The sequence below is a fragment of the Aulosira sp. FACHB-615 genome, assembly GCF_014698045.1.
GTDB lineage: Bacteria > Cyanobacteriota > Cyanobacteriia > Cyanobacteriales > Nostocaceae > Nostoc_B.
In genome coordinates, this window is sequence record NZ_JACJSE010000005.1 from 224,697 (window position 1) to 243,629 (window position 18,933).

Annotated in this window: 13 protein-coding genes and 1 pseudogene; 7 read left to right on the forward strand and 7 right to left on the reverse strand. The window is 41.9% G+C overall.

Annotated features, from left to right (window positions below; all coding sequences use genetic code 11):
- Positions 1-164 precede the first annotated feature (164 nt).
- Positions 165-272 (forward strand): annotated as a pseudogene (locus tag H6G77_RS36585) (hypothetical protein); the annotation flags it as partial.
- Here the strand turns inward: H6G77_RS36585 and H6G77_RS10505 are convergent.
- Both H6G77_RS10505 and ctpB read right to left on the reverse strand, forming a co-directional pair.
- Positions 232-1,200: a glycosyltransferase family 2 protein gene (locus H6G77_RS10505; protein ID WP_190871524.1), complete on the reverse strand. Its 969-nt coding sequence runs from the start codon at positions 1,198-1,200 to the stop codon at positions 232-234. The pseudogene H6G77_RS36585 and the gene H6G77_RS10505 sit on opposite strands and share 41 nt — an antisense overlap.
- A 133-nt stretch (positions 1,201-1,333) precedes the next feature.
- A complete protein-coding gene (gene ctpB / locus H6G77_RS10510; protein WP_190871525.1) occupies positions 1,334-2,671 on the reverse strand; it encodes a carboxyl-terminal processing protease CtpB in 1,338 nt (445 codons plus the stop codon).
- 326 nt (positions 2,672-2,997) lie between these two features.
- Between ctpB and H6G77_RS10515 the strand changes: the two genes are divergently transcribed.
- Positions 2,998-3,768, forward strand: a complete 771-nt coding sequence (locus H6G77_RS10515) for a YdcF family protein (protein WP_190871651.1) — start codon at positions 2,998-3,000, stop codon at positions 3,766-3,768.
- A 317-nt stretch (positions 3,769-4,085) separates the two neighbouring features.
- On the opposite strand, the gene H6G77_RS10520 is transcribed toward H6G77_RS10515, so the two are convergent.
- Together H6G77_RS10520 and H6G77_RS10525 are read right to left on the reverse strand one after the other, a co-directional pair.
- The gene (locus H6G77_RS10520; protein ID WP_190672605.1) at positions 4,086-5,432 is read right to left on the reverse strand and encodes a pentapeptide repeat-containing protein; all 1,347 of its coding nucleotides are present in this window, start codon (positions 5,430-5,432) and stop codon (positions 4,086-4,088) included.
- A 247-nt stretch (positions 5,433-5,679) separates the two neighbouring features.
- On the reverse strand, positions 5,680-6,309 hold the full coding sequence (locus tag H6G77_RS10525) for a TetR/AcrR family transcriptional regulator (RefSeq protein ID WP_190672602.1): 630 nt from the start codon (positions 6,307-6,309) through the stop codon (positions 5,680-5,682).
- Positions 6,310-6,786: 477 nt separating this feature from the next.
- Here H6G77_RS10525 and H6G77_RS10530 point away from each other — a divergent pair, with 477 nt between their 5' ends.
- The gene (locus tag H6G77_RS10530) at positions 6,787-7,644 is read left to right on the forward strand and encodes a tetratricopeptide repeat protein (RefSeq protein WP_190590574.1); all 858 of its coding nucleotides are present in this window, start codon (positions 6,787-6,789) and stop codon (positions 7,642-7,644) included.
- Positions 7,645-7,892: 248 nt separating this feature from the next.
- Here H6G77_RS10530 and H6G77_RS10535 read toward each other — a convergent pair whose 3' ends face one another.
- Positions 7,893-8,291 (reverse strand): response regulator, encoded by a 399-nt coding sequence (locus tag H6G77_RS10535; protein WP_190590538.1) that lies wholly within the window; start codon positions 8,289-8,291, stop codon positions 7,893-7,895.
- 227 nt (positions 8,292-8,518) lie between these two features.
- Here H6G77_RS10535 and gyrA point away from each other — a divergent pair, with 227 nt between their 5' ends.
- Both gyrA and H6G77_RS10545 read left to right on the forward strand, forming a co-directional pair.
- Positions 8,519-11,041 (forward strand): DNA gyrase subunit A, encoded by a 2,523-nt coding sequence (gene gyrA, locus H6G77_RS10540; RefSeq protein WP_190871526.1) that lies wholly within the window; start codon positions 8,519-8,521, stop codon positions 11,039-11,041.
- Between the two features lie 537 nt (positions 11,042-11,578).
- Positions 11,579-11,761 carry a chlorophyll a/b-binding protein gene (locus tag H6G77_RS10545; RefSeq protein WP_190590536.1) on the forward strand — a complete coding sequence of 61 codons (183 nt, stop codon included), beginning with the start codon at positions 11,579-11,581 and terminating at the stop codon, positions 11,759-11,761.
- 242 nt (positions 11,762-12,003) lie between these two features.
- On the opposite strand, the gene rpoD is transcribed toward H6G77_RS10545, so the two are convergent.
- The gene (rpoD, locus tag H6G77_RS10550) at positions 12,004-13,179 is read right to left on the reverse strand and encodes an RNA polymerase sigma factor RpoD (RefSeq protein ID WP_190590535.1); all 1,176 of its coding nucleotides are present in this window, start codon (positions 13,177-13,179) and stop codon (positions 12,004-12,006) included.
- A 1,863-nt stretch (positions 13,180-15,042) separates the two neighbouring features.
- The gene (gene gyrB, locus H6G77_RS10555) at positions 15,043-16,980 is read right to left on the reverse strand and encodes a DNA topoisomerase (ATP-hydrolyzing) subunit B (RefSeq protein WP_190590534.1); all 1,938 of its coding nucleotides are present in this window, start codon (positions 16,978-16,980) and stop codon (positions 15,043-15,045) included.
- A gap of 356 nt (positions 16,981-17,336) precedes the next feature.
- On the opposite strand from gyrB, the gene miaA reads away from it, so the two are divergent.
- Together miaA and H6G77_RS10565 are read left to right on the forward strand one after the other, a co-directional pair.
- Entirely contained in the window at positions 17,337-18,230 is an 894-nt protein-coding gene (miaA, locus tag H6G77_RS10560) for a tRNA (adenosine(37)-N6)-dimethylallyltransferase MiaA (protein ID WP_190871527.1), read from the forward strand.
- A 64-nt stretch (positions 18,231-18,294) separates the two neighbouring features.
- Positions 18,295-18,930 carry a type I restriction endonuclease subunit R gene (locus H6G77_RS10565; RefSeq protein WP_190871528.1) on the forward strand — a complete coding sequence of 212 codons (636 nt, stop codon included), beginning with the start codon at positions 18,295-18,297 and terminating at the stop codon, positions 18,928-18,930.
- The last annotated feature ends 3 nt before the right edge of the window (positions 18,931-18,933 follow it).

Here is an 18,933-nt window from a genome sequence, read left to right on the forward strand (position 1 = left end):
AGATTTTAGATTTTGGATTGGGTAAGGGTTGATTGGTAAGCTTTTGAGCCATCCATTTGTCGCAATCATTTTTTAATTTGGTATTAGATGTAGCAAGGATTTTAGGGTTTACATCTGTGTCAGATTTCGTGAAATGGTATAACAAGCAGTATTTTAAATAAAGGGACACCCATACAACTTGTCCGTGGAAAGGTTTAGCCACTTACTACAGCAAAAAATTGCCTTTGATTTTTACAACCAAGCAATTATCTTGGCATTCTCTGGTAATTTAGCGTTTTTCTGCCCAGCCGCGCGAGCTTGAATAACAAAGACACTAATAGGAGTATTCAATAAATCTACAAGAGTGGCTTTACCTGTGATCGCCTTTACCGTATTCTGCGGTACTTCCTTAAATATCCAACGTCCCAACCGATGTCCATATTCTGCCAGCGTCAATTCTGGCATCAGTTCTACCCCATGTAATTCATGCAAATAGCGATTTGAGCGTCCATAACGTCGCCACTGGCTAGTCAGTTCTTGAAGTGTAGAACGATGGCGATGCTGTACAGTCGCTTGAGGTGCAAACTCTAAACGCCCAAGATTTTGCCGCAAAATCCGCCAGCAGATGTCTGCATCACCACCAGTAGTTAAGTAAGGACGAAATAAGCCAGCTTTTTCTAAAGCGGTGCGGCGAATGGCTAAATTGGCAGTTTGTCCATAGGCGCAAAAGGGATGAGCTAATGTGTGCTTTTGCGATAAAACGTCCTGAAGTTCGGCGTATTGTTCTAATAAACTATTACCTGGAAGTGCTGTAATTTCGCCAGCAACAATTACCACATCAGAATTAACAAATGGTTGAATGAGCGATTCTAGCCACTGGGGTTGGGGATGACAATCAGCATCTGTAAAAGCAATAATTTCTCCGGTTGCAGCGCGAATTCCTGTATTTCTTGCAGCGTAAGAACTTTGAATTTTGTTTTCGCTTAACGCACTAATTTTAATTGCGGAATTTACCGCCGCTTCTTGGAGTAAAGCTAAGGTGCGATCGCTACTGTTATTGTCTACCAACAAGTATTCTACTCGGTCTTGGGGGTAGGTTTGCGCCGACAAACAAGCAATCAACGCTGATAAATCTGCTTCAGCATTATAAATAGGAACAACCACCGAAACCATTGGCAAAAATTTGGCGGCGGTGGTTGTATCAATTGACTGATGATTCATAAAAATTAGGGATTTTGGCAATTAGATTACTCATTATTATTCCCAATTCCCTAATTCTATGTAGATTTCATCAGGTAGTTTTTTTACTCCAGCAATTTAGATTAACAAACCCTCATACATGAACCTGAAATCACTAGAACTTCAAGGTTTCAGCACTCGCACTCACAGGCGGGATGTTTTGAATCACAGAAGACTGAGCAAAACTGTTACTAGACAAAGCTGCGATCGCTCTTGCATACTGTGGATCGCTAGAAGTGCCGATTAAACCGGGGTTAGATGCCAATTGACGCTCTTGTGCTTCGGTTAAATCAATCTTGATATCGGGAGTAATACCCTTATGGTTAATATCAGTTCCCAGTGGGGTGTAGTAATGAGCAATAGTCACCGCTAAACCAGAACCATCAGATAGTTCATGTACTGATTGGACTAAAGCCTTACCAAAGGTTTGACTACCAATAACTACGGCGCGTTTATTATCTTTGAGCGCCCCGGTCAAAATTTCGCTGGCACTAGCGGAGTTACCATCTACTAAAATTGCCAAGGGGAGTTTTGTTAAAGCTGTGCGATTTGCTCTGGTTTGTTCGCTGCTACCTTGACGGTCAACTGTGCGGACGATCGAACCATTATCCATCCACATCCGCGCAATTTCAATACTAGCTTGCAACAAACCACCAGGGTTACCACGCAAATCTAAGACAAAAGCATCAACTTTCTTACCATTTAAATCTCGAATGGCTCGACGCATTTGATCGGCGGCGTGGCCACTAAACTCTCTTAAGCGGATATAACCTACACGGCGATTACCTTCTTGCTTGAGGTTATAACTAACAGTCGGTACTTCAATGGTTGCTCTTGTCAGTTTCAAATCAAAAGCACCTTGTCCACTTCTTTCCAAGCGTAATGTGATTGGTGTACCTGCTTGACCACGAATTAGTTTAGAAGCATCATCCACCTTCAGCTTCAAAGTGGGTTTTCCATCAATTGCTAATATCTCATCCCCAGCTTTAATCCCTGCTTTCAACGCTGGCGAATTCTCTATGGCTTCGACAACCGTCAGCCGTTGAGTTTTTTCGTTCACTTCCATCCGAATACCAATACCAGAGACTTCCCCAGAAGTTTGACTGGTGAGAGCTTCATACTGTTTAGGGTCCATGAATCTTGTATATGGATCGCCCAATCTTTGTAAAGCTTCGCGGATAGCGATGTAGGCTTCTTGTTTAGAAGCATAATCTTTACTTAATAAGCTCTGCCTAGTTGCTTGCCAATCTTGTTGATTAAAATTACCATCAACATACTCACGATTTACCAGTTGCCACACTTGGTCAACTAAGGCTTTGGGGCTATCTTGTAGGGCGGCACGAACGCAACGAGTCCAAGCAGGGCCGAATACGGACACGGTAGCGGTTGTGGCGATCGCTCCACCAATCATGGCCAGTTGGAGGGGCGAGTAACGTTTCGCAGATTGGTTCATGTATATTAGCTGGAATGGTTGTTTTGTTGAAAGTTTAGCAATCAGACTTTTCAGAGACTTTTAAGTTTTTATAATCTATTTTCAGTTAAGCTTTCTTCATTATTTTCCCCTCGGAATTATCTTGATAATTTTGCCTTACTTACCATTAGTGTCGTAGCCATACTTCTGCTAAATAACTTAGCAGTCTTATCGAGTCCTATACAAGTATTGTGACACTTTTAACCGTGTCATATTTACACCCTATATTAATTTTATAAGATAGCATTTTGTTGAATGGACTGCTGGCATTTTGGATATTATTTAACTTAGCTTTTTTTAGCTATGACATGAGACATAAATTTACTCGTATTTCATCAATTCTTGACCAAAGAAAAATCAGACAATGGTTGCAATTGTTACAAAAAATATTACGTACTTTATGCTTAATTTTGGGCTGCTGGCTAATTTTCATCACTATAACCTTAGTTCCGGCATCCTCCAAGCCAGTGGACGCTTTATTTGTCCTTGGTGGTAGCATTCGCCGTGAAATCTATGTTGCCCAACAAGCCAAAGAAAATCCCAAAATTCCAATTTTAATTTCTCGTGGTTCGCTCGACCCTTGTATAAAGCTGATTTTTGAAAGGGAAACAGCAGATTTAGAAAACGTGTGGTTAGAAAATTGCGCCAATTCCACCTTTGATAATTTCTATTACGGCATTCCGATTCTCAAACGCTGGAAAGTACATAAAGTTAAGTTAATTAGTTCACCAAGTCACTTTCCGAGAGCCAAATGGATGGCGCAGATCCTTTTAGGGGCGCATGGTATTTGGGTAGAACCAGAAGTAGTCAAGGAAAAAGGTCGTCCCGCAAATCAGGAATATTGGTGGAAAACAGTATTTGATATTACACGCAGTTTATTTTGGGCTGTGATCAGTCAATTTGTCCAACCACAATGCTCATCTGTTGTTGAACTCACCGATGTAAATATGCAGTTTTGGCAACGCCAAGGTTTTGTCTGTGAACGACAAGGCGATTTGGGAGGCAGAGGGCGAGGAGGTATTGGGGGTGTAGGGGAAGGGGGGACAGGGGAGATAAGGGGGACAAGGGGGACAAGGTAGATAAGGGAGGGGATGAAGTTTGACTCAGTAAGTTGGTGCAATAGGAGTTGGGAACAAAGATTGTCGGTGAAGAATGGGTGTAAGGGTTTGAGGGTGTGAGGGTTTTGAACACCTACACCCGCATTTCTCACAAGCTTCAGGCGTTTGATGGGGCAGAGGTGCGGAGGGGCAGGGGAGAGAGTACCTTCATTCTCCCCTGCTCCCCTGCTCCCCTGCACAGGCTTTGAAAGGTGTGGTGAGAAATCCGGGCTACACCCCTACGGAGAAGCCAAAAGATAGAGAATTTTTGACTTTTAACTTTTGACTTTTGACTTGATTTATCTCCCCAATAAGTTGGGAATACCTTCACAACCGCCGGGAATGGTGGCTCTAGTTGCTTCTCCACCCCAAGCACAGCAGTAGTAACGGTTAGTTTCAGAAATTCTTTGGGCGTTGGTGAAGTCGGCATTTTCAATGACAGCACCTGTGTGTTCACCAGTTTCGTAGTTGGGTGGTTCTGAGCGGCTACGGGGTGAGGCTTTCTCTAGGGAGCCATAAAATAAACGTACTCCATTGAGGTCTGCGCCCCTAAGATTGGCATTATACAAAATGGTGCGCGAGAGGTTGGCTTTTACCAAGTCGCAATCACTCAGGTTGACACGGACTAAATTCGCTTCACTCAAGTCAGTCCAGCGTAAATCTGTTGCGGAAAGGTCGGCTGCGGCTAACATTACACCTAAGTCAATTACACGCACACCTTCTAGGCGGTCTTCTTCATAACCACCCATACCGTTGAGAATGGCTCGACCTAAGCGCCGATCGCGTTTTAAGGGTGTGAGTAGCTTAGAACGGGATAAAAAGCGGAGAATTTTGGCTTTACCACTACCATCAACACTACTAAAAATGGCTGCTGTGCGACCTTCTGCGATCGCTCTTTCTTGGGGCCAGTCCTCTAGTAAGCCTTCTTCATCTAACACCAAGTCAGAAACGCCCTGGAAATAAGAATCTATGGTCTGCTGTTGAGTAATGATATTTTGTTGAACTGTCAGCAAATTTTGTTGAATGGTCAGGTCTTTGGAAATTACATACTGTCGCCAAGCTACATAAACAGCAATAATGGCAATTAAAATTTGCCCCAATGCTCCAAACCATTCTGCTAATGTACCAGAAGCTTCCCAGTTGATTTTTTGCCCAAACATCAGTAAGCGATCGCCTGTACCAGAAAATTTGATCAAGCCTACCAATGCAGCGATTAATCCCAAAAAACCAACAAACAAGGTTCTGTCTTCTGGTGTAAACCATTCTTTGAGGACATATTGCAACCAAGGCAAGAGCATCGCTAGAGATAATACCAAAGTCACCAAGGTTCCCAAAATTCCAATTATCCAGTTATTGATGATCACTCCCAGCAAAGTCATAGCGATCGCTGCTACCGTGACGATTAATGCCCTGGGTTTAACTGTAAAGTGCGGAATAGAGCGTTGTAGTACCTGAGAACGGGCTTGCTGCATAACGGCATTATTTTGCGATGATTGCAAAGATGAAATCGCCGCTAAAGCTTGTTGTGCCGTCAGTGCTTCGGGATTGACATGATTATCCATCAAGCCATGATCGAAATCGTTTGGTTCCTCTTCGGTTAAAGGTTCTGGGTTTTGGGGTTTGGGTGAGTTTGATTCAATGGACATGCTTTCTATTCTGCCCCAGTAGACTCAGTTCAACAGCTGTTTTATGTTAACTGCTAACAGGTAGAATTCGGCACAGGGCGATCGCTAGTATAGTAATTTGGTGTGATTATCTGTGCAGGACGGGAGTTGGGAGTGGGAAGTGTGGGAGGATGGTAAAGAAATCTTTCCCCCCACACTCCCCACACTCCCCACACTCCTACACCCCTACACCCTTGATTTTCATCTCACCGCCTAAGCCCTATTTGGATTAAATCGGTGCAATCCCCAACCAAATTGCTTCTATCAAACCCTGTACAAATGAAAACTCTACTTTTGGTTGCTGTTTTAAATCAAAGTCTGGAATAGCTTCTGTTTGGCAATGATTTGGCGAGAAATGTAGTTGTTCTGAGAGGGCGTAGTTCATCAGAGTTCCTACTAAAATATGAGCAATTATTTTGGCATTAACTGGACGCAATCTACTGAGACTAATTTCTTGTTCTAGAAAATCAGTAAGTACTTTTACATCTTGTACTGGCCCTTGTTCTTTGGTCATACAATTTTCTGGAATGGCATTGCCACGAGAACGCAACATCATAAACCGGGGTAGGACTTCACTGTAAAATTCCAGAATTTGAAAACAGACCTGAATCAGATTTTCTTTGAGATTACCCTTGCCGCATAAGTTTTCCAATTCTTTCATCCACAAAGCCTTTTCTGGAAGCCCCATTGCCGCAAAAAACAATTCTTCTTTTGTAGAAAAACGCTTGAAAATTAAAGCCTCAGAAATACCAGCCAACTGAGCAATTTCGATTGTGGAACCACTAAAACCTTGCTGAAAGAAAACTTGGCGAGCAGCTTCTAAAATTTGCTGATTAGTAATTTTAGGTTTACGAGCCATACAGAAGTAACTACATACTGATGAATTTATGCTTGGTTCATGCTGATGTCAATACTGGGGAGATAGGGAATGGGGAGTAGGGAATAGGGAAGGGTGCATCCACTTTCAGCACATAGCCCTCAGACTGAAGTCTGGGCTGGGGTTATACAAACTAAACTCGCCTGCGCGGGTTTTTAGATAGTCCTCGAAGTGTGTTCACTGAGCGAACTTGTACTGAGCGCAGCCGAAGTAGCCGAAGTGCGGTCACTGAGCGAAGTCGAAGTGTGGACTTTGTTTGTGTGCAAGATAAACGGCGATTTCCAATCGTCTGGTGTTTCTCCCTAACCTTCACCACTCCCAACTCCCCACTCCCAACTCAATTAAGCTAAGGTGATGAATACAGCCATTGCTAACGACTGTAAACTTGGCCTGTCAGCTAAAGTGGAGATCGTTTAAGCTAACTGACAGATGATTCGATTTGTGGTAAGAGGCGGTAGTGTGCCTAAACACGTTGGTTTGATTTCATTTCTGGTTGCCTGTAGTTTGTTGAGTTTACCCCAAGTAGCTCATGCACAGGCACTCGTTCCCCATACCCTGCAACTAGATCCAGCAAAACTGGAGAAGCAAGGTTTGGCTTTAGCTCAAGAAGCAGCGCAACTCGCTCAGTTTCAGCAGATTGATTTAGCTTTACCAAGAGCGCGGTTGGCCAGCCAACTGGCTCCCAAAAATGATAAAGTTTGGTTGCTGTTGGGTGGTTTGCATTTACAAAATCGGGAATTTGAGCCGGCGCTTGCAGCTTTGAAAAAAGCACAATCGCTCAACCCTAAAAATGCCGATGTTTTTTTTGCGATGGGTTCGGCTAATTTTCAACAGAAACAGTATGATGCGGCAGTTACTAATTATCAAGCAGGTTTAAAGCTCAAACCCAATGACCCAGAAGCTTTGTTTGATTTAGGTAATGCCTACTATATGCTGGGTAAATTACCAGAGGCGATCGCCCAATATAATCAAGCTGTTGCCCAAAATAAAAAATTCTGGGCGGCAATTAATAACATTGGCTTAATTCAATACGAACAGGGTCAAACTGATGCTGCCATTAAGCAATGGCAAACGGCTATATCTATCGATAAGCAAGCGGCTGAACCTTTATTAGCTTTAGCAGTCGCACTATATACTAAAGGCGATCGTCAACAAAGTTTGACATTGGGAGAAAACGCTTTACGTATTGATCAGCGTTACGCTGATTTAGATTTTTTAAAAGAAAATCTTTGGGGTGAACGTTTACTAACTGATACTAAGAAATTTTTAGAACTGCCCCGCATTCAAGCAGCTCTACAGCAACAGCCAACGCAGTAAGGAGTGCTGAGTGCTGAGTTGAAAGTGCTGAGTCAAAAGACCGCTACGCGGTGTAGGGCATTTACCAAATATGATGGTTCTGATGATTAATCTCGACTCTTACTCAGCACTCAGCACTTTTTTCTCACTACTACTTGCGGAAAAACGTATCTTATAGTACACATATACTAGATAAAAGGAAAATATTCGCCCAAAAACACTGTGCTTTCGGGCGAATATTTTCACAGAGTCTAGTTAATTCCTAGCGGTCATGAATGGGGAAGCAGTGCCATGATTTGGTCAACAAATTGTTGGTGGTCAACAACAGGCTTAGAGATGTAACCGTCAGCGCCGCTTTGCTTGAGGAAGTTCTCGCGATCGCCTTCCATCGCGTGTGCAGTCACTAAAATGATCGGTAATTTGGCTGTTTGTGGATCAGCCTTTAACATTTGGGTAATTTTGATACCATCAACAGATTTACCTTGATAGACACTTCTAGACAAAGAAACATCCATTAAAATTAAGTCGGCGTTCCCAGACTGAGCAATTTGGATTACTTCTTCGACATTTTCGGTATGTTTTACATCTAGTCCACCGCGCTTAGTCAAAATTTTGGAAAAAACGCGAGCATTAATTAGATCGTCTTCAACAATTAAAACTGTTTTCATGAGAATTTTATTAATAGAGGTTAAGGGAAGAATGCACTGAGCAGCAAAGTTGTCTAGCTCTTTTTTAATCACTAATGTATGTTCCCGTCATCAAGGATAATACTACTGCCGTTTATCCTGTGGCTAACAAGATTGTGTTAGGAATGTCTTTTCATCCGTTATGCTGTGTTTGCTGCATTGTTCAGTTATAGAGATTTTTGTGTAGTTAACTTTCAGGGAAAAAACTCATGGCAAAACAGTTAAACCTTCTCTCAACGGGACAGGTAATTACAACAGCCTTGCACACCGAGATGCAAAGGTCTTATCTAGAATATGCCATGAGTGTGATTGTTGGGCGAGCTTTGCCAGATGTCCGCGATGGCTTAAAGCCTGTGCATCGGCGCATTTTATATGCCATGCACGAACTAGGTTTAACACCAGACAGACCGTATCGTAAATGTGCGCGTGTGGTGGGTGATGTACTAGGTAAATACCACCCCCACGGTGATCAAGCAGTTTATGATGCTTTGGTGAGGTTGGTGCAAGATTTTTCCAGCCGTTATCCTTTACTAGCAGGACATGGCAATTTTGGCAGCGTGGATAATGACCCACCAGCCGCCATGCGTTACACCGAAACTCGTTTAGCATCCATTAGCCATGAGGGGATGCTGACAGAAATCGGTGAAGAAACTGTAGAATTTATCGGCAACTTTGATAATTCCCAGCAAGAACCCACAGTATTACCTGCACAGTTACCCTTTTTGTTACTCAATGGTTGTGCGGGAATTGCTGTGGGTATGGCCACGAATATTCCGCCGCACAATTTGGGGGAAATTGTTGATGGCTTAATTGCTTTAATCGACCAGCCAGATTTAGCGGATGAAAAGTTATTAGAGTTAATTCCAGGGCCAGACTTTCCTACTGGTGGGGAAATTGTGGGTGATGCAGGCATTAGAGAAGCATACACCACAGGTAAAGGTGGAATTATCTTACGGGGTGTTGCCCAAATTGAAGAAGTTGCTGGCGGGAAGGGAACAAAGCGCCGGACAGCCATTGTAATTACGGAATTGCCTTATCAAGTGAATAAGGCTGGCTGGATTGAAAAGGTCGCAGAGTTAGTTAACCAAGGACGCTTGCAGGGTATTTCTGATATTCGTGATGAAAGCGATCGCGAAGGGATGCGGGTAGTCATTGAACTCAAACGTGATACAAATCCCCAAGAAGTATTGCAACATTTGTATCATCAAACTGCTTTACAAACTAATTTTGGGGCAATTTTACTGGCAATTGTCGAAGGACAACCCCGGCAATTAAGCCTGCGTCAATTGTTACAAGAGTTTCTCAATTTCCGAGAAGCAACCCTCAACCGTCGCTATAGTTACGAATTAGGTAAAGCTGAAAGTCGCTTGCATATAGTTGAGGGTTTACTCAAAGCCTTATCTCAAGTCGATGAAGTGATTAGCATTTTGCGCCAAGCTGCTGACGGTAGTACAGCCAAAATGAATTTGAGTAGCCAGTTAAATTTAAGTGAGACGCAAGCAGACGCAATTTTAGCTATGCCTTTGCGGCGCTTAACAAGTTTAGAACAACAGAATTTGCAGCAAGAATTTGAGCAACTCACTTCACAAATTGCCTTATTGCAAAACTTACTTAGCGATCGCCGGGAATTGTTAAAGTCACTGAAAAAAGATTTGCGATCGCTCAAGCGCAAGTATAATGATCCGCGACGTACTAAGCTAGGCCTCAGCGTAGCCGAGGAATTCCCAAAAAGCAAAACAGCAGAAGGTTCTAGAAGTCGTAAAACCGAAGAAACTGAAGAAAGTCCCGCCATCGAACAGCCTGCGGAAGACGCAATTCTGGAGTTTACCCAACGGGGTTATGTCCGTCGCCTAGCCACCACTGGGAAAAAATCAAAAGTAGAAAATGGTCTACCAGACAATGATTTCCTCATCCAAACGGAATTAACCGATACAAACCAAGATTTACTCATTCTGACCAGTGGTGGCAAAGTTTATCCTGTGCGAGTCGGCGACATTCCCTTAACTACGGGTCGTTCTCCACGGGGAACACCATTAATTACCACACTCACCACTACAGCCCAAGGCAGTCAAGAACCTGTTGTCAGCCGCTTTTTATTACCAGCAGATTTCGACTCCAAGCAAATGATTCTCCTGACAAAACAAGGCAGAATCAAGCGGTTATCTTTGGCAGAATTTACTAACCTGACTCGTCGCGGAATCACAATTGTCAAACTCAAAGACGATGATGAATTGTTATTTACTCAGTTCACCACCACAGGAGAACATTTAATTTTAGCTAGTTCCGGTGGGCGATTATTGCGGTTTGCGGTGAATGACGAACAGTTAACTGTTATGGGTAGAACCGCGATGGGTTTACAAGCCTTTCGACTGTTGCGAAATCAGCAGATGGTTGGCTGTGCAACTGTGGGTAAAGATGACCAATTGCTGTTAGTGACTCAACAAGGATACGCCAAGCGGATGCCCGCAAGTCAATTAAGAGCAGCGAACCGTGGCGATTTAGGTACACAAGCACTGAAGTTTGCGAGTAAAACCGACAACTTAGCCAGTATGGTGAAGGCAACTACCCCAGAAGTCGCACTCATCACCAATAAAGAGCGTGTAGTCCGGCTAACTGTAGATACAGTCCCGGTTTTGACTAGAGATACAACAGGCGAAAGCATTCTGCAACTCAATCGAGATGAGAAAATTATTGCTGTTGTTGATGTGCGCTCTCATCTGGTTCAGTCTTGATTCGTAAGAATTCAGTAGTCAAAATATAGGAAAAATCAGAAAAAATTATTGAAGAAGAACTCAGCAGTCAGAATTCACAAATCAGAACAAGAGTGTGTAGCGGATTTATGATTGCGGAACTCCCATAGCAGTGCTAAATCATTCGTGAAATTTCCTTTCTTTTCCTTCCTCTCTTTCTTTGTGTCCTACCCTGCGGGAAGCCGCTATCGCGTCTATGCGTCCTTTGCGGTTCGTTAAAAAGAATACTTTTTCACAACTCAGATAGGATTGCTATATCAAATTTACAGATTAATGATCAACCGGAAGAGAGATTTTTCCGGTTATTTGTTTTGTTAACTAATACATAATCTGCCCCATACCTTCATTGTTTATCAGAGCAAACAGTTTTTTGTCTCTACACAATTTATTGGTATGAGAATAGTTCGGTGCGATCGCACTTTGGTGAATATCAACAAATGTTGCATTTCTTAAAAAAGTTGTTATATTAGTTTACATAAGGCAATAAATCTTGAGTAAATCCAGTTTGGAGTTTTAACAATGACTAACACAACCACAAAAATCACCGCTCCTGTAGTTGAAGATCGTAATGCTTGGCGTTGGGGTTTTACTCCACAAGCAGAAATTTGGAATGGTCGTTTAGCAATGATTGGCTTTTTAGCTGCGGTGTTGATTGAATTATTTTCTGGTCAAGGCTTCCTACATTTCTGGGGAATTCTTTAAGTTTTAAGTAACGAACTCACTTTTTTAAGAATATGAAAAATAAAAACCTGGTAGCAATTAACTACCAGGTTGTTTATTCTTGTTATTTGTCCTTAGTCAATAGTCATTTGTTAGAAACTGATGACTATTAATTGTTGAATCTCCAAATTTGAGATTTTAAATTTTGGACTTTGGATTATTAGTTCAGACCCCTTTCCTTGGAGTTGGAGTAAATCTAAAATCCAAAATCTAAAATTGGTTGACTACCGAATATATTCCTTGAGGACACTATTACGGTTGGGGTGGCGTAATTTGCGGAGGGCTTTGGCTTCAATTTGACGAATACGTTCGCGGGTAACGTTGAAAATTTGGCCAATTTCTTCCAGGGTTTTCATCCGTCCATCATCCAAGCCGTAACGCAGTCTAAGAACATCGCGTTCGCGGGGGCTGAGGCTATCCAGAACTTTTTCTAAATCTTCCCGCAACAAGTTCTTAGAAACTTGATCTTCTGGGGTTTCACCATCAGATTCAATAAAATCACCCAAGCGAGAATCTTCTTCTTTACCAATGGGGGTTTCTAAGGAAATTGGTAGCTGTGCAGATTTAGCAATAAACCGCAGTTTCTCGATGGTCATTTCCATCCGAGTCGCAATTTCTTCTTCTGTAGGTTTGCGACCCATTTCTTGAGAAAGTAGCTTGGTGGTTTTCTTAATCCGGGATATAGTTTCGTAAAGGTGAACTGGTAGGCGGATAGTCCGAGATTGATCAGCGATCGCTCTGGTGATGGCCTGACGAATCCACCATGTAGCGTAGGTGGAGAATTTATAACCTTTTTCGTGGTCGAATTTTTCCGCCGCACGAATCAAACCAAGGCTACCTTCTTGAATTAAGTCTTGGAATGATAAACCACGGTTCATGTATTTCTTCGCAATCGAAACCACCAACCGGAGGTTTGACTGCACCATTTTATCTTTTGCTCTCCGGCCAATGTGCAGACGATAACGAAAAGCTGGCAACGGCAATTGTACTGCTTCTGCCCATTCACTATCACGGGGATCGCGATCTAACTGTTCTGAGAGTCTTTCTCTGACTCTTTCTAATTCCAGTAAATCGGCGATTTTCCGTGCTAATTCAATTTCTTCATCAGCCCGCAATAAGCGAATTCGCCCAATTTCTTGCAAGTAAAGACGAATTGAATCTTCGGTGTAATGCTTTTTCTTGCTTTGTGTGCGACGACGCGATTTAGCGGCTTTTCCAGACTTTGCGTCGTCCTCATCAGACTGAGGCTCTAAAAATTCATCCATGTCGCCGTCATCAACGAGAAGCAAGTCATCCTCTTCTTCGATCAGGAGGTCTTCTAACTCCTCGAAATCAGGCTGATTTATTATTTCTAGGTCAGGCTGATAATTGCTTTCGAGTACGTTGTTAGCCTGGTTCATGCCGCGTTCCTCATGCTCCTTGCAGAATCAATTACTTCAATTACTCAAGATGTATTTAGCACTCTTGTTATGAGGGCTATTTAACAACCGAAAAATCGGGTTTTAGGCTGTTTTCCCTGAAAACTTTTCGGTGGTTTTACTCCATTTTGGAGGAGTTATTTATTGAAGTGTGAAAAGTCGCGTTGACTGCTGACTTACTCACTTTATTAATAGTCGCGTGTTGCTGTCGCACACAACTTTTAACTTGTTTGTTTAAAACAGGACTTGTCTTTGTGTTGCTCAAAAATTCACCACTTCATATAAACAATTATGATTGCTGGCATATTTTCTTACAAAGACTGTTCCGATTGTAGCCTGTTTCACAAAAATTGCACTCTTTTTGTGTGTTAATCATGAAGTCATTAAGTAAGTTAAAGCCACTATTATCAAAAAGATATAAGAAAGGCTAGGTATTCCCTTAAATTTTCTTTAAACCTTTTTGGAATTACAGTGGACTCATCTTTACATTCAAAGGAAATTACTCTCACCCTCACACAATTTTAGGTATTAACTACAACATTAATTACCGAGAAACAGTGTGTTTTATATTAACTTAGGCAAGAAGTCTTGAGAGGCATATTTTTACATTTCCTTTATAAATGACTCATCCCAAACAGTTATGCAGTCATGCTATATAAAGCAGTCATAAAGATGCTGCTAATATCAAGACACTAAACTTTGGTTGATGCCAGTTACCTTAACTGAGGAGTTGAGAGTAAGGCAGAATCTGCCAGATGGCGTTCAATAAAGTTTTAACTGAGTTGGTCTTATTCACACATTAGCGCACAGATGAGATTTCAACCCTATGAATCTTGACAAACTGCTCCTATTGTATACAAGGATATTTTAATCAATTTATAAAGAATTTGACAGTTGCTAATTTAGATATTTATCTGTTCACGGCAAAAGTTTATTGGATACAGACAAATTAGCTATGTTAGCAAGACAACATCAAGATGTTTGCATGTACTATATTCCACAAATTTTTGCCGCTAGTAACTGGTAAGTTGGACATAGGTGAAGTTAGCGCCTTGGTGGAGAATCTAGTTAGTTAATTTTGCTCACGTACGCATATGTTAAATATACTACTGGTTTATGAAGAAAATGATGACTTTGTGTAATCTTCAACATCCTTAAACACTTAACCAATTTTGTTGGTATACAAGATGAAGCTTCGCACCTTAAGGATAACAAATGCTTTTCCGGCTAGAAGGAAATTTGACTACACAAATTCTTGATTAGGGATTTTGAATTTTGGCTAAATGCCAATGAAGTTGGGATTTAGGTATTCACCCCACTTGACCACTAACTTGACAAAAAAAAGTTTTTATGCACTTTTATGACAAAAAGAAAACTAATAACCTTATTAATTAATAATTATGTATTTTATCAAACAACTTTTAGAACCAGGAAATAATACTTATCACAAATTTACGTAGGGATAGAGGCTAGAGGCTAGAGGTTAGGGGCTAGGGGTTAGAGGCTAGAGGTTAAAACTCTCTAATGGCCTGCTTTTGGTCGTCGGGTCGAGGTGCTACCTCCGGTTCTGTCTTAATGATAAGTCTTTCCGCGACACGATATAATCCAATAAAGTTCAGTTAAGAGAATAGTAGGTTGGGTGTAGCGATAGCGTAACCCAACAAAGTATGCGTGAATGTTGGGTTCCGTTCCTCCACTCAACCTACACCAGTCTAAGTTGTTGCCTTAACTGAACTGTATTGGGATATCGTCAGCCAGAATCTGATCGGACATAAAAAAAGGTAATGAGCGATCGCCCATTACCTACCATTACTGCACATCAGGATAATTGATATTAGCTTGATATTATATATCAAGTTCTGCTAAATTGAGTTTAGAACCGTAAGTTTCGATAAACTCGCGTCGAGGTGCCACGCGATCGCCCATTAAAATGGTAAAAATGCGATCGGCTTCGGCAGCGTCTTCAATTTCAACTTGCTTGAGGGTGCGGGTTTCTGGGTTCATTGTCGTTGTCCAGAGTTGTTCGGGCATCATTTCACCCAAACCTTTGAAGCGTTGAATGGTATAGTTCGCATTAGCCGGGAACTTGGCAATTGCTTGTTGTAGTTCTCGTTCGCTATAGCAATACTCGTGATTTTTGCCGCGTTCTACTTTATATAAAGGAGGACAAGCGATATATATGAAACCTTGCTCAATTAGCGATCGCTGATATCTGTAGAAGAATGTTAACAGCAACGTGCGGATGTGCGCCCCGTCTACGTCCGCGTCGGTCATGATAATAATGCGGTGGTAGCGCAGCTGGGTAGAGTCAAATTCTTCACCTTTTACGCCTAAACCCAAGGCTGTGATTAACGCCTGAATTTCGTTGTTTTTATAGATTTTAGAATCGTCAGTTTTTTCGATGTTCAGGATTTTACCACGCAGGGGGAGGATAGCTTGAGTGCGGCGATCGCGTCCTTGTTTGGCGCTACCACCCGCAGAATCACCTTCCACAATATAAATTTCAGATTCGCTAGGATCGCGGGAGCTACAATCTGCTAATTTACCAGGTAATGGCGAGGATTCCAGTACAGATTTACGCCGTACTAACTCCCGTGCGTGGCGTGCGGCTTCTGCGGCTTTAAAAGCTTGGATGGCTTTATCTAAGATAGAGTCTGCTATCCCCGGATGAAATTCGAGGTATTCCGTGAGAACTTCGCCTACCAAAGAATCAACAATCCCGCGCACTTCAGTGTTACCAAGTTTGGTTTTGGTTTGTCCTTCAAATTCAGGATCAGGGACTTTGACAGAAATGACTGCGGTTAAACCTTCACGGACGTGTTCACCACTGAGGTTGGGTTCATTTTCTTTGATTTTATTTCGTTTACGGGCGATCGCATTTAAGGTTCTCGTTAAAACTGCCTTTAAACCTTCTAAATGCGTCCCGCCATCAACGGTGCGGATATTATTAGCAAAACCTAGAACGTTGTCTGTGTAAGCATCAGTACACCACTGCAACGCCACTTCGATTTGAACGTTACTGCGTTCTCCCTGGACATAAATAATTTCTTCATGGAGTGGCTGCTTCTCCCGGTTCAGGTAAGCGATATATTCTTTAATCCCACCCTTGTATTCATAAGTTTCGACCTTGGGTGTATCGCTTTTGAGAATTTCTAAACGATTGTCTGTGAAAGTAATCTTCACCCCAGCATTCAGATAAGCCAACTCTCGCAGACGGCCTGCTAGGGTGATGTAATCAAACTCAATACCAGTAGTAAAAATTTGAATATCGGGTTTGAAAGTTACAGAAGTCCCAGTTCGCGCTTCTTTATATGGCTTCGCTACCAATTCAGTCACTGGTACACCCCGTTCATAGCGTTGGGTGTGAACCTTTTTATCGCGCCAGACTGTAACTTCTACAACTTCAGACAAGGCATTTACTACAGAAATCCCAACCCCGTGCAATCCTCCAGAAACTTTGTAGCCGCCACCGCCAAACTTACCGCCAGCGTGCAGCACTGTCATTACGGTTTCCAAAGCCGATTTCCCAGTCCGCGAATGAGTATCAGTAGGAATACCCCGACCGTCATCTGTTACAGTCAAAGAACCATCCGCATTAATCTCTATCTCTATATGCGTGCAGTATCCTGCTAATGCTTCATCAACAGAGTTATCTACCACCTCATAAACTAAATGGTGGAGTCCTCGCGGCCCGGTAGAACCAATGTACATCCCCGGTCGTTTGCGGACGGCTTCCAGACCTTCCAGAACTTGAATCTGATCGGCACTGTAACTGCTCGTCATGAAAATTCTCCTGATGCGTGGGGTTGAAATCGCCAAAAGGCTGAAAAAGTAAAAACACACCAAAATTTTAACACAAAAGCCTTAGTGACGACTGTAGGGCATTTTTGTGAGAAGTTTATCTAGGGGATGTATCCCCATAAGTTTTCCCGATAGATAATCTAATTTTTTCCGAAATCACTTCTTTCAGCACTTATGGACACAGAGCATTTTTAAAGATGACTTTATAAAACCTCAATAAAAATACTTCTTTGAGAGGTTAACATGGTTCTCAACTATTGAGAATATAGTACAAATATACCATTGTTGGGGAGCAACAAACTATTGACTATTGACCAATGACAATTGACCATTAATCAATGACTAAATTAATTGTGATTTGTGGTGCGACTGCCACAGGTAAATCTGGTTTAGGTTTAACTTTAGCGCAAAGATTGGGTTCTGTGATTCTCAGTGCAGACTCCCGTCAGGTTTACCGAGAGTTTAACATTGGCACAGCTAAACCAACGTTAGCAGAACAAAAATTAGTGCCACATTATTTAATAGATATCTGCGAACCAACAGAAACAATGACGGTAGCAGATTATCAAGAACAAGCACAGGCTTTGATTGCGTCTTTTAGTGTTGAGCCAATTTTATTGGTGGGTGGGACTGGTTTATATATTCGTTCCATTGTGCAGGGGATGAAAATTCCCAGAGTCGCGCCTGATTATGAATTGCGATCGCAGTTAGAATCTCTCGGTCAAAATCAACTTTATAGTATGTTGCAACAAGTTGATCCCATCGCCGCACAAAAAATTCATCCCAATGATCCCGTTCGGACTTTACGCGCATTAGAAGTATTTTACATAACAGGAAATCCCATATCTCAACAACAAGGTGAAAACCCGCCAGATTACCCGATTTTGCAGATTGGTTTAGATTGTGATGTGGAAAGATTAGACACACGCATTCACAAGCGGACTGAACAAATGATTGCCGATGGTTTAGTGGCTGAAGTGGAATATTTATGTCAAAAATATGGTGCTGATTTATCATTGTTAAACACTTTGGGATATCAAGAAATCAAGCAATATTTATCGGGTGAGATTACTTTAAATACAGCACAAGAATTAACAGTTTTGCATACAAGACAATTTGCCAAACGCCAGCGTACTTGGTTTAGAGCATATCCGCAAATTAAGTGGTTTAATGCAGATGATGTTGATTTGATAGAGAAAGTTTGGCTGCATGTGAATGAGTTTGTGAATTAAAAAGCTTATACCAGTAAATTGCCTACAACTGCTACACTATAAAGTAATAAACAGATAACAACAGATGGTTTCTGGCGTTGGTATTACTGACACTATTAAAAGCTTGAGTGATTTACAAACTCGTTGTAATTTAACTCAAGCTGATAGCGATCGCTTTTTCTTGGAATGGTTTGAAGAATTAACCGAACTCAATCCCCAAGAACAGGCGGGTATTACTCGGATTAAGCAACGCTACGATTATCACCGGGTTGATGGGTTACTTTTAGAAGGTACGATTAATCTTTTAGTAGTTTCACCTTTACTAGAACTTGCAGGATTTCTCGATCCTCCATACCGAATTCGTTCACCTTATGGAGTCGCATTAGAACTTGAAGATCCTGAAGAAACAATTCGCGGCTTTATTGATACCCTAACTGTACAAGATAGGCTTTGGATTTTGGTTGTGGAGTCGAAACGAACTAGCATTCCTGTACCCGCAGCATTACCACAGTTATTAGCTTATATGCTGACTAACTCTGAAAGCAATAAACCTGTGTTTGGAATGGCGACAAACGGTGATGAGTTTGTATTTCTTAAGCTCACTTTCAATGAAAATCCCCAGTATGATGTATCACGAACATTTTCTTTATTTCCTAGAAGACATGAGTTAGCTGAAGTTTTGCAGATTATGAAGCGATTGGGACAAGTAGTGCTGAGTTGAATG

Bases quoted from the DNA above. Each gene is read 5' to 3' on its own strand.
- H6G77_RS10525 (WP_190672602.1), bottom strand. From the start codon at position 6,309: ATGGCTCGTAAACCTAAAATTACTAATCAGCAAATTTTAGAAGCTGCT.
- H6G77_RS10505 (WP_190871524.1), bottom strand. From the start codon at position 1,200: ATGAATCATCAGTCAATTGATACAACCACCGCCGCCAAATTTTTGCCA.
- H6G77_RS10515 (WP_190871651.1), top strand. From the start codon at position 2,998: ATGAGACATAAATTTACTCGTATTTCATCAATTCTTGACCAAAGAAAA.
- H6G77_RS10520 (WP_190672605.1), bottom strand. From the start codon at position 5,432: ATGTCCATTGAATCAAACTCACCCAAACCCCAAAACCCAGAACCTTTA.
- gyrA (WP_190871526.1), top strand. From the start codon at position 8,519: ATGGCAAAACAGTTAAACCTTCTCTCAACGGGACAGGTAATTACAACA.
- H6G77_RS10545 (WP_190590536.1), top strand. From the start codon at position 11,579: ATGACTAACACAACCACAAAAATCACCGCTCCTGTAGTTGAAGATCGT.
- H6G77_RS10565 (WP_190871528.1), top strand. From the start codon at position 18,295: ATGGTTTCTGGCGTTGGTATTACTGACACTATTAAAAGCTTGAGTGAT.
- ctpB (WP_190871525.1), bottom strand. From the start codon at position 2,671: ATGAACCAATCTGCGAAACGTTACTCGCCCCTCCAACTGGCCATGATT.
- gyrB (WP_190590534.1), bottom strand. From the start codon at position 16,980: ATGACGAGCAGTTACAGTGCCGATCAGATTCAAGTTCTGGAAGGTCTG.
- rpoD (WP_190590535.1), bottom strand. From the start codon at position 13,179: ATGAACCAGGCTAACAACGTACTCGAAAGCAATTATCAGCCTGACCTA.
- H6G77_RS10535 (WP_190590538.1), bottom strand. From the start codon at position 8,291: ATGAAAACAGTTTTAATTGTTGAAGACGATCTAATTAATGCTCGCGTT.
- miaA (WP_190871527.1), top strand. From the start codon at position 17,337: ATGACTAAATTAATTGTGATTTGTGGTGCGACTGCCACAGGTAAATCT.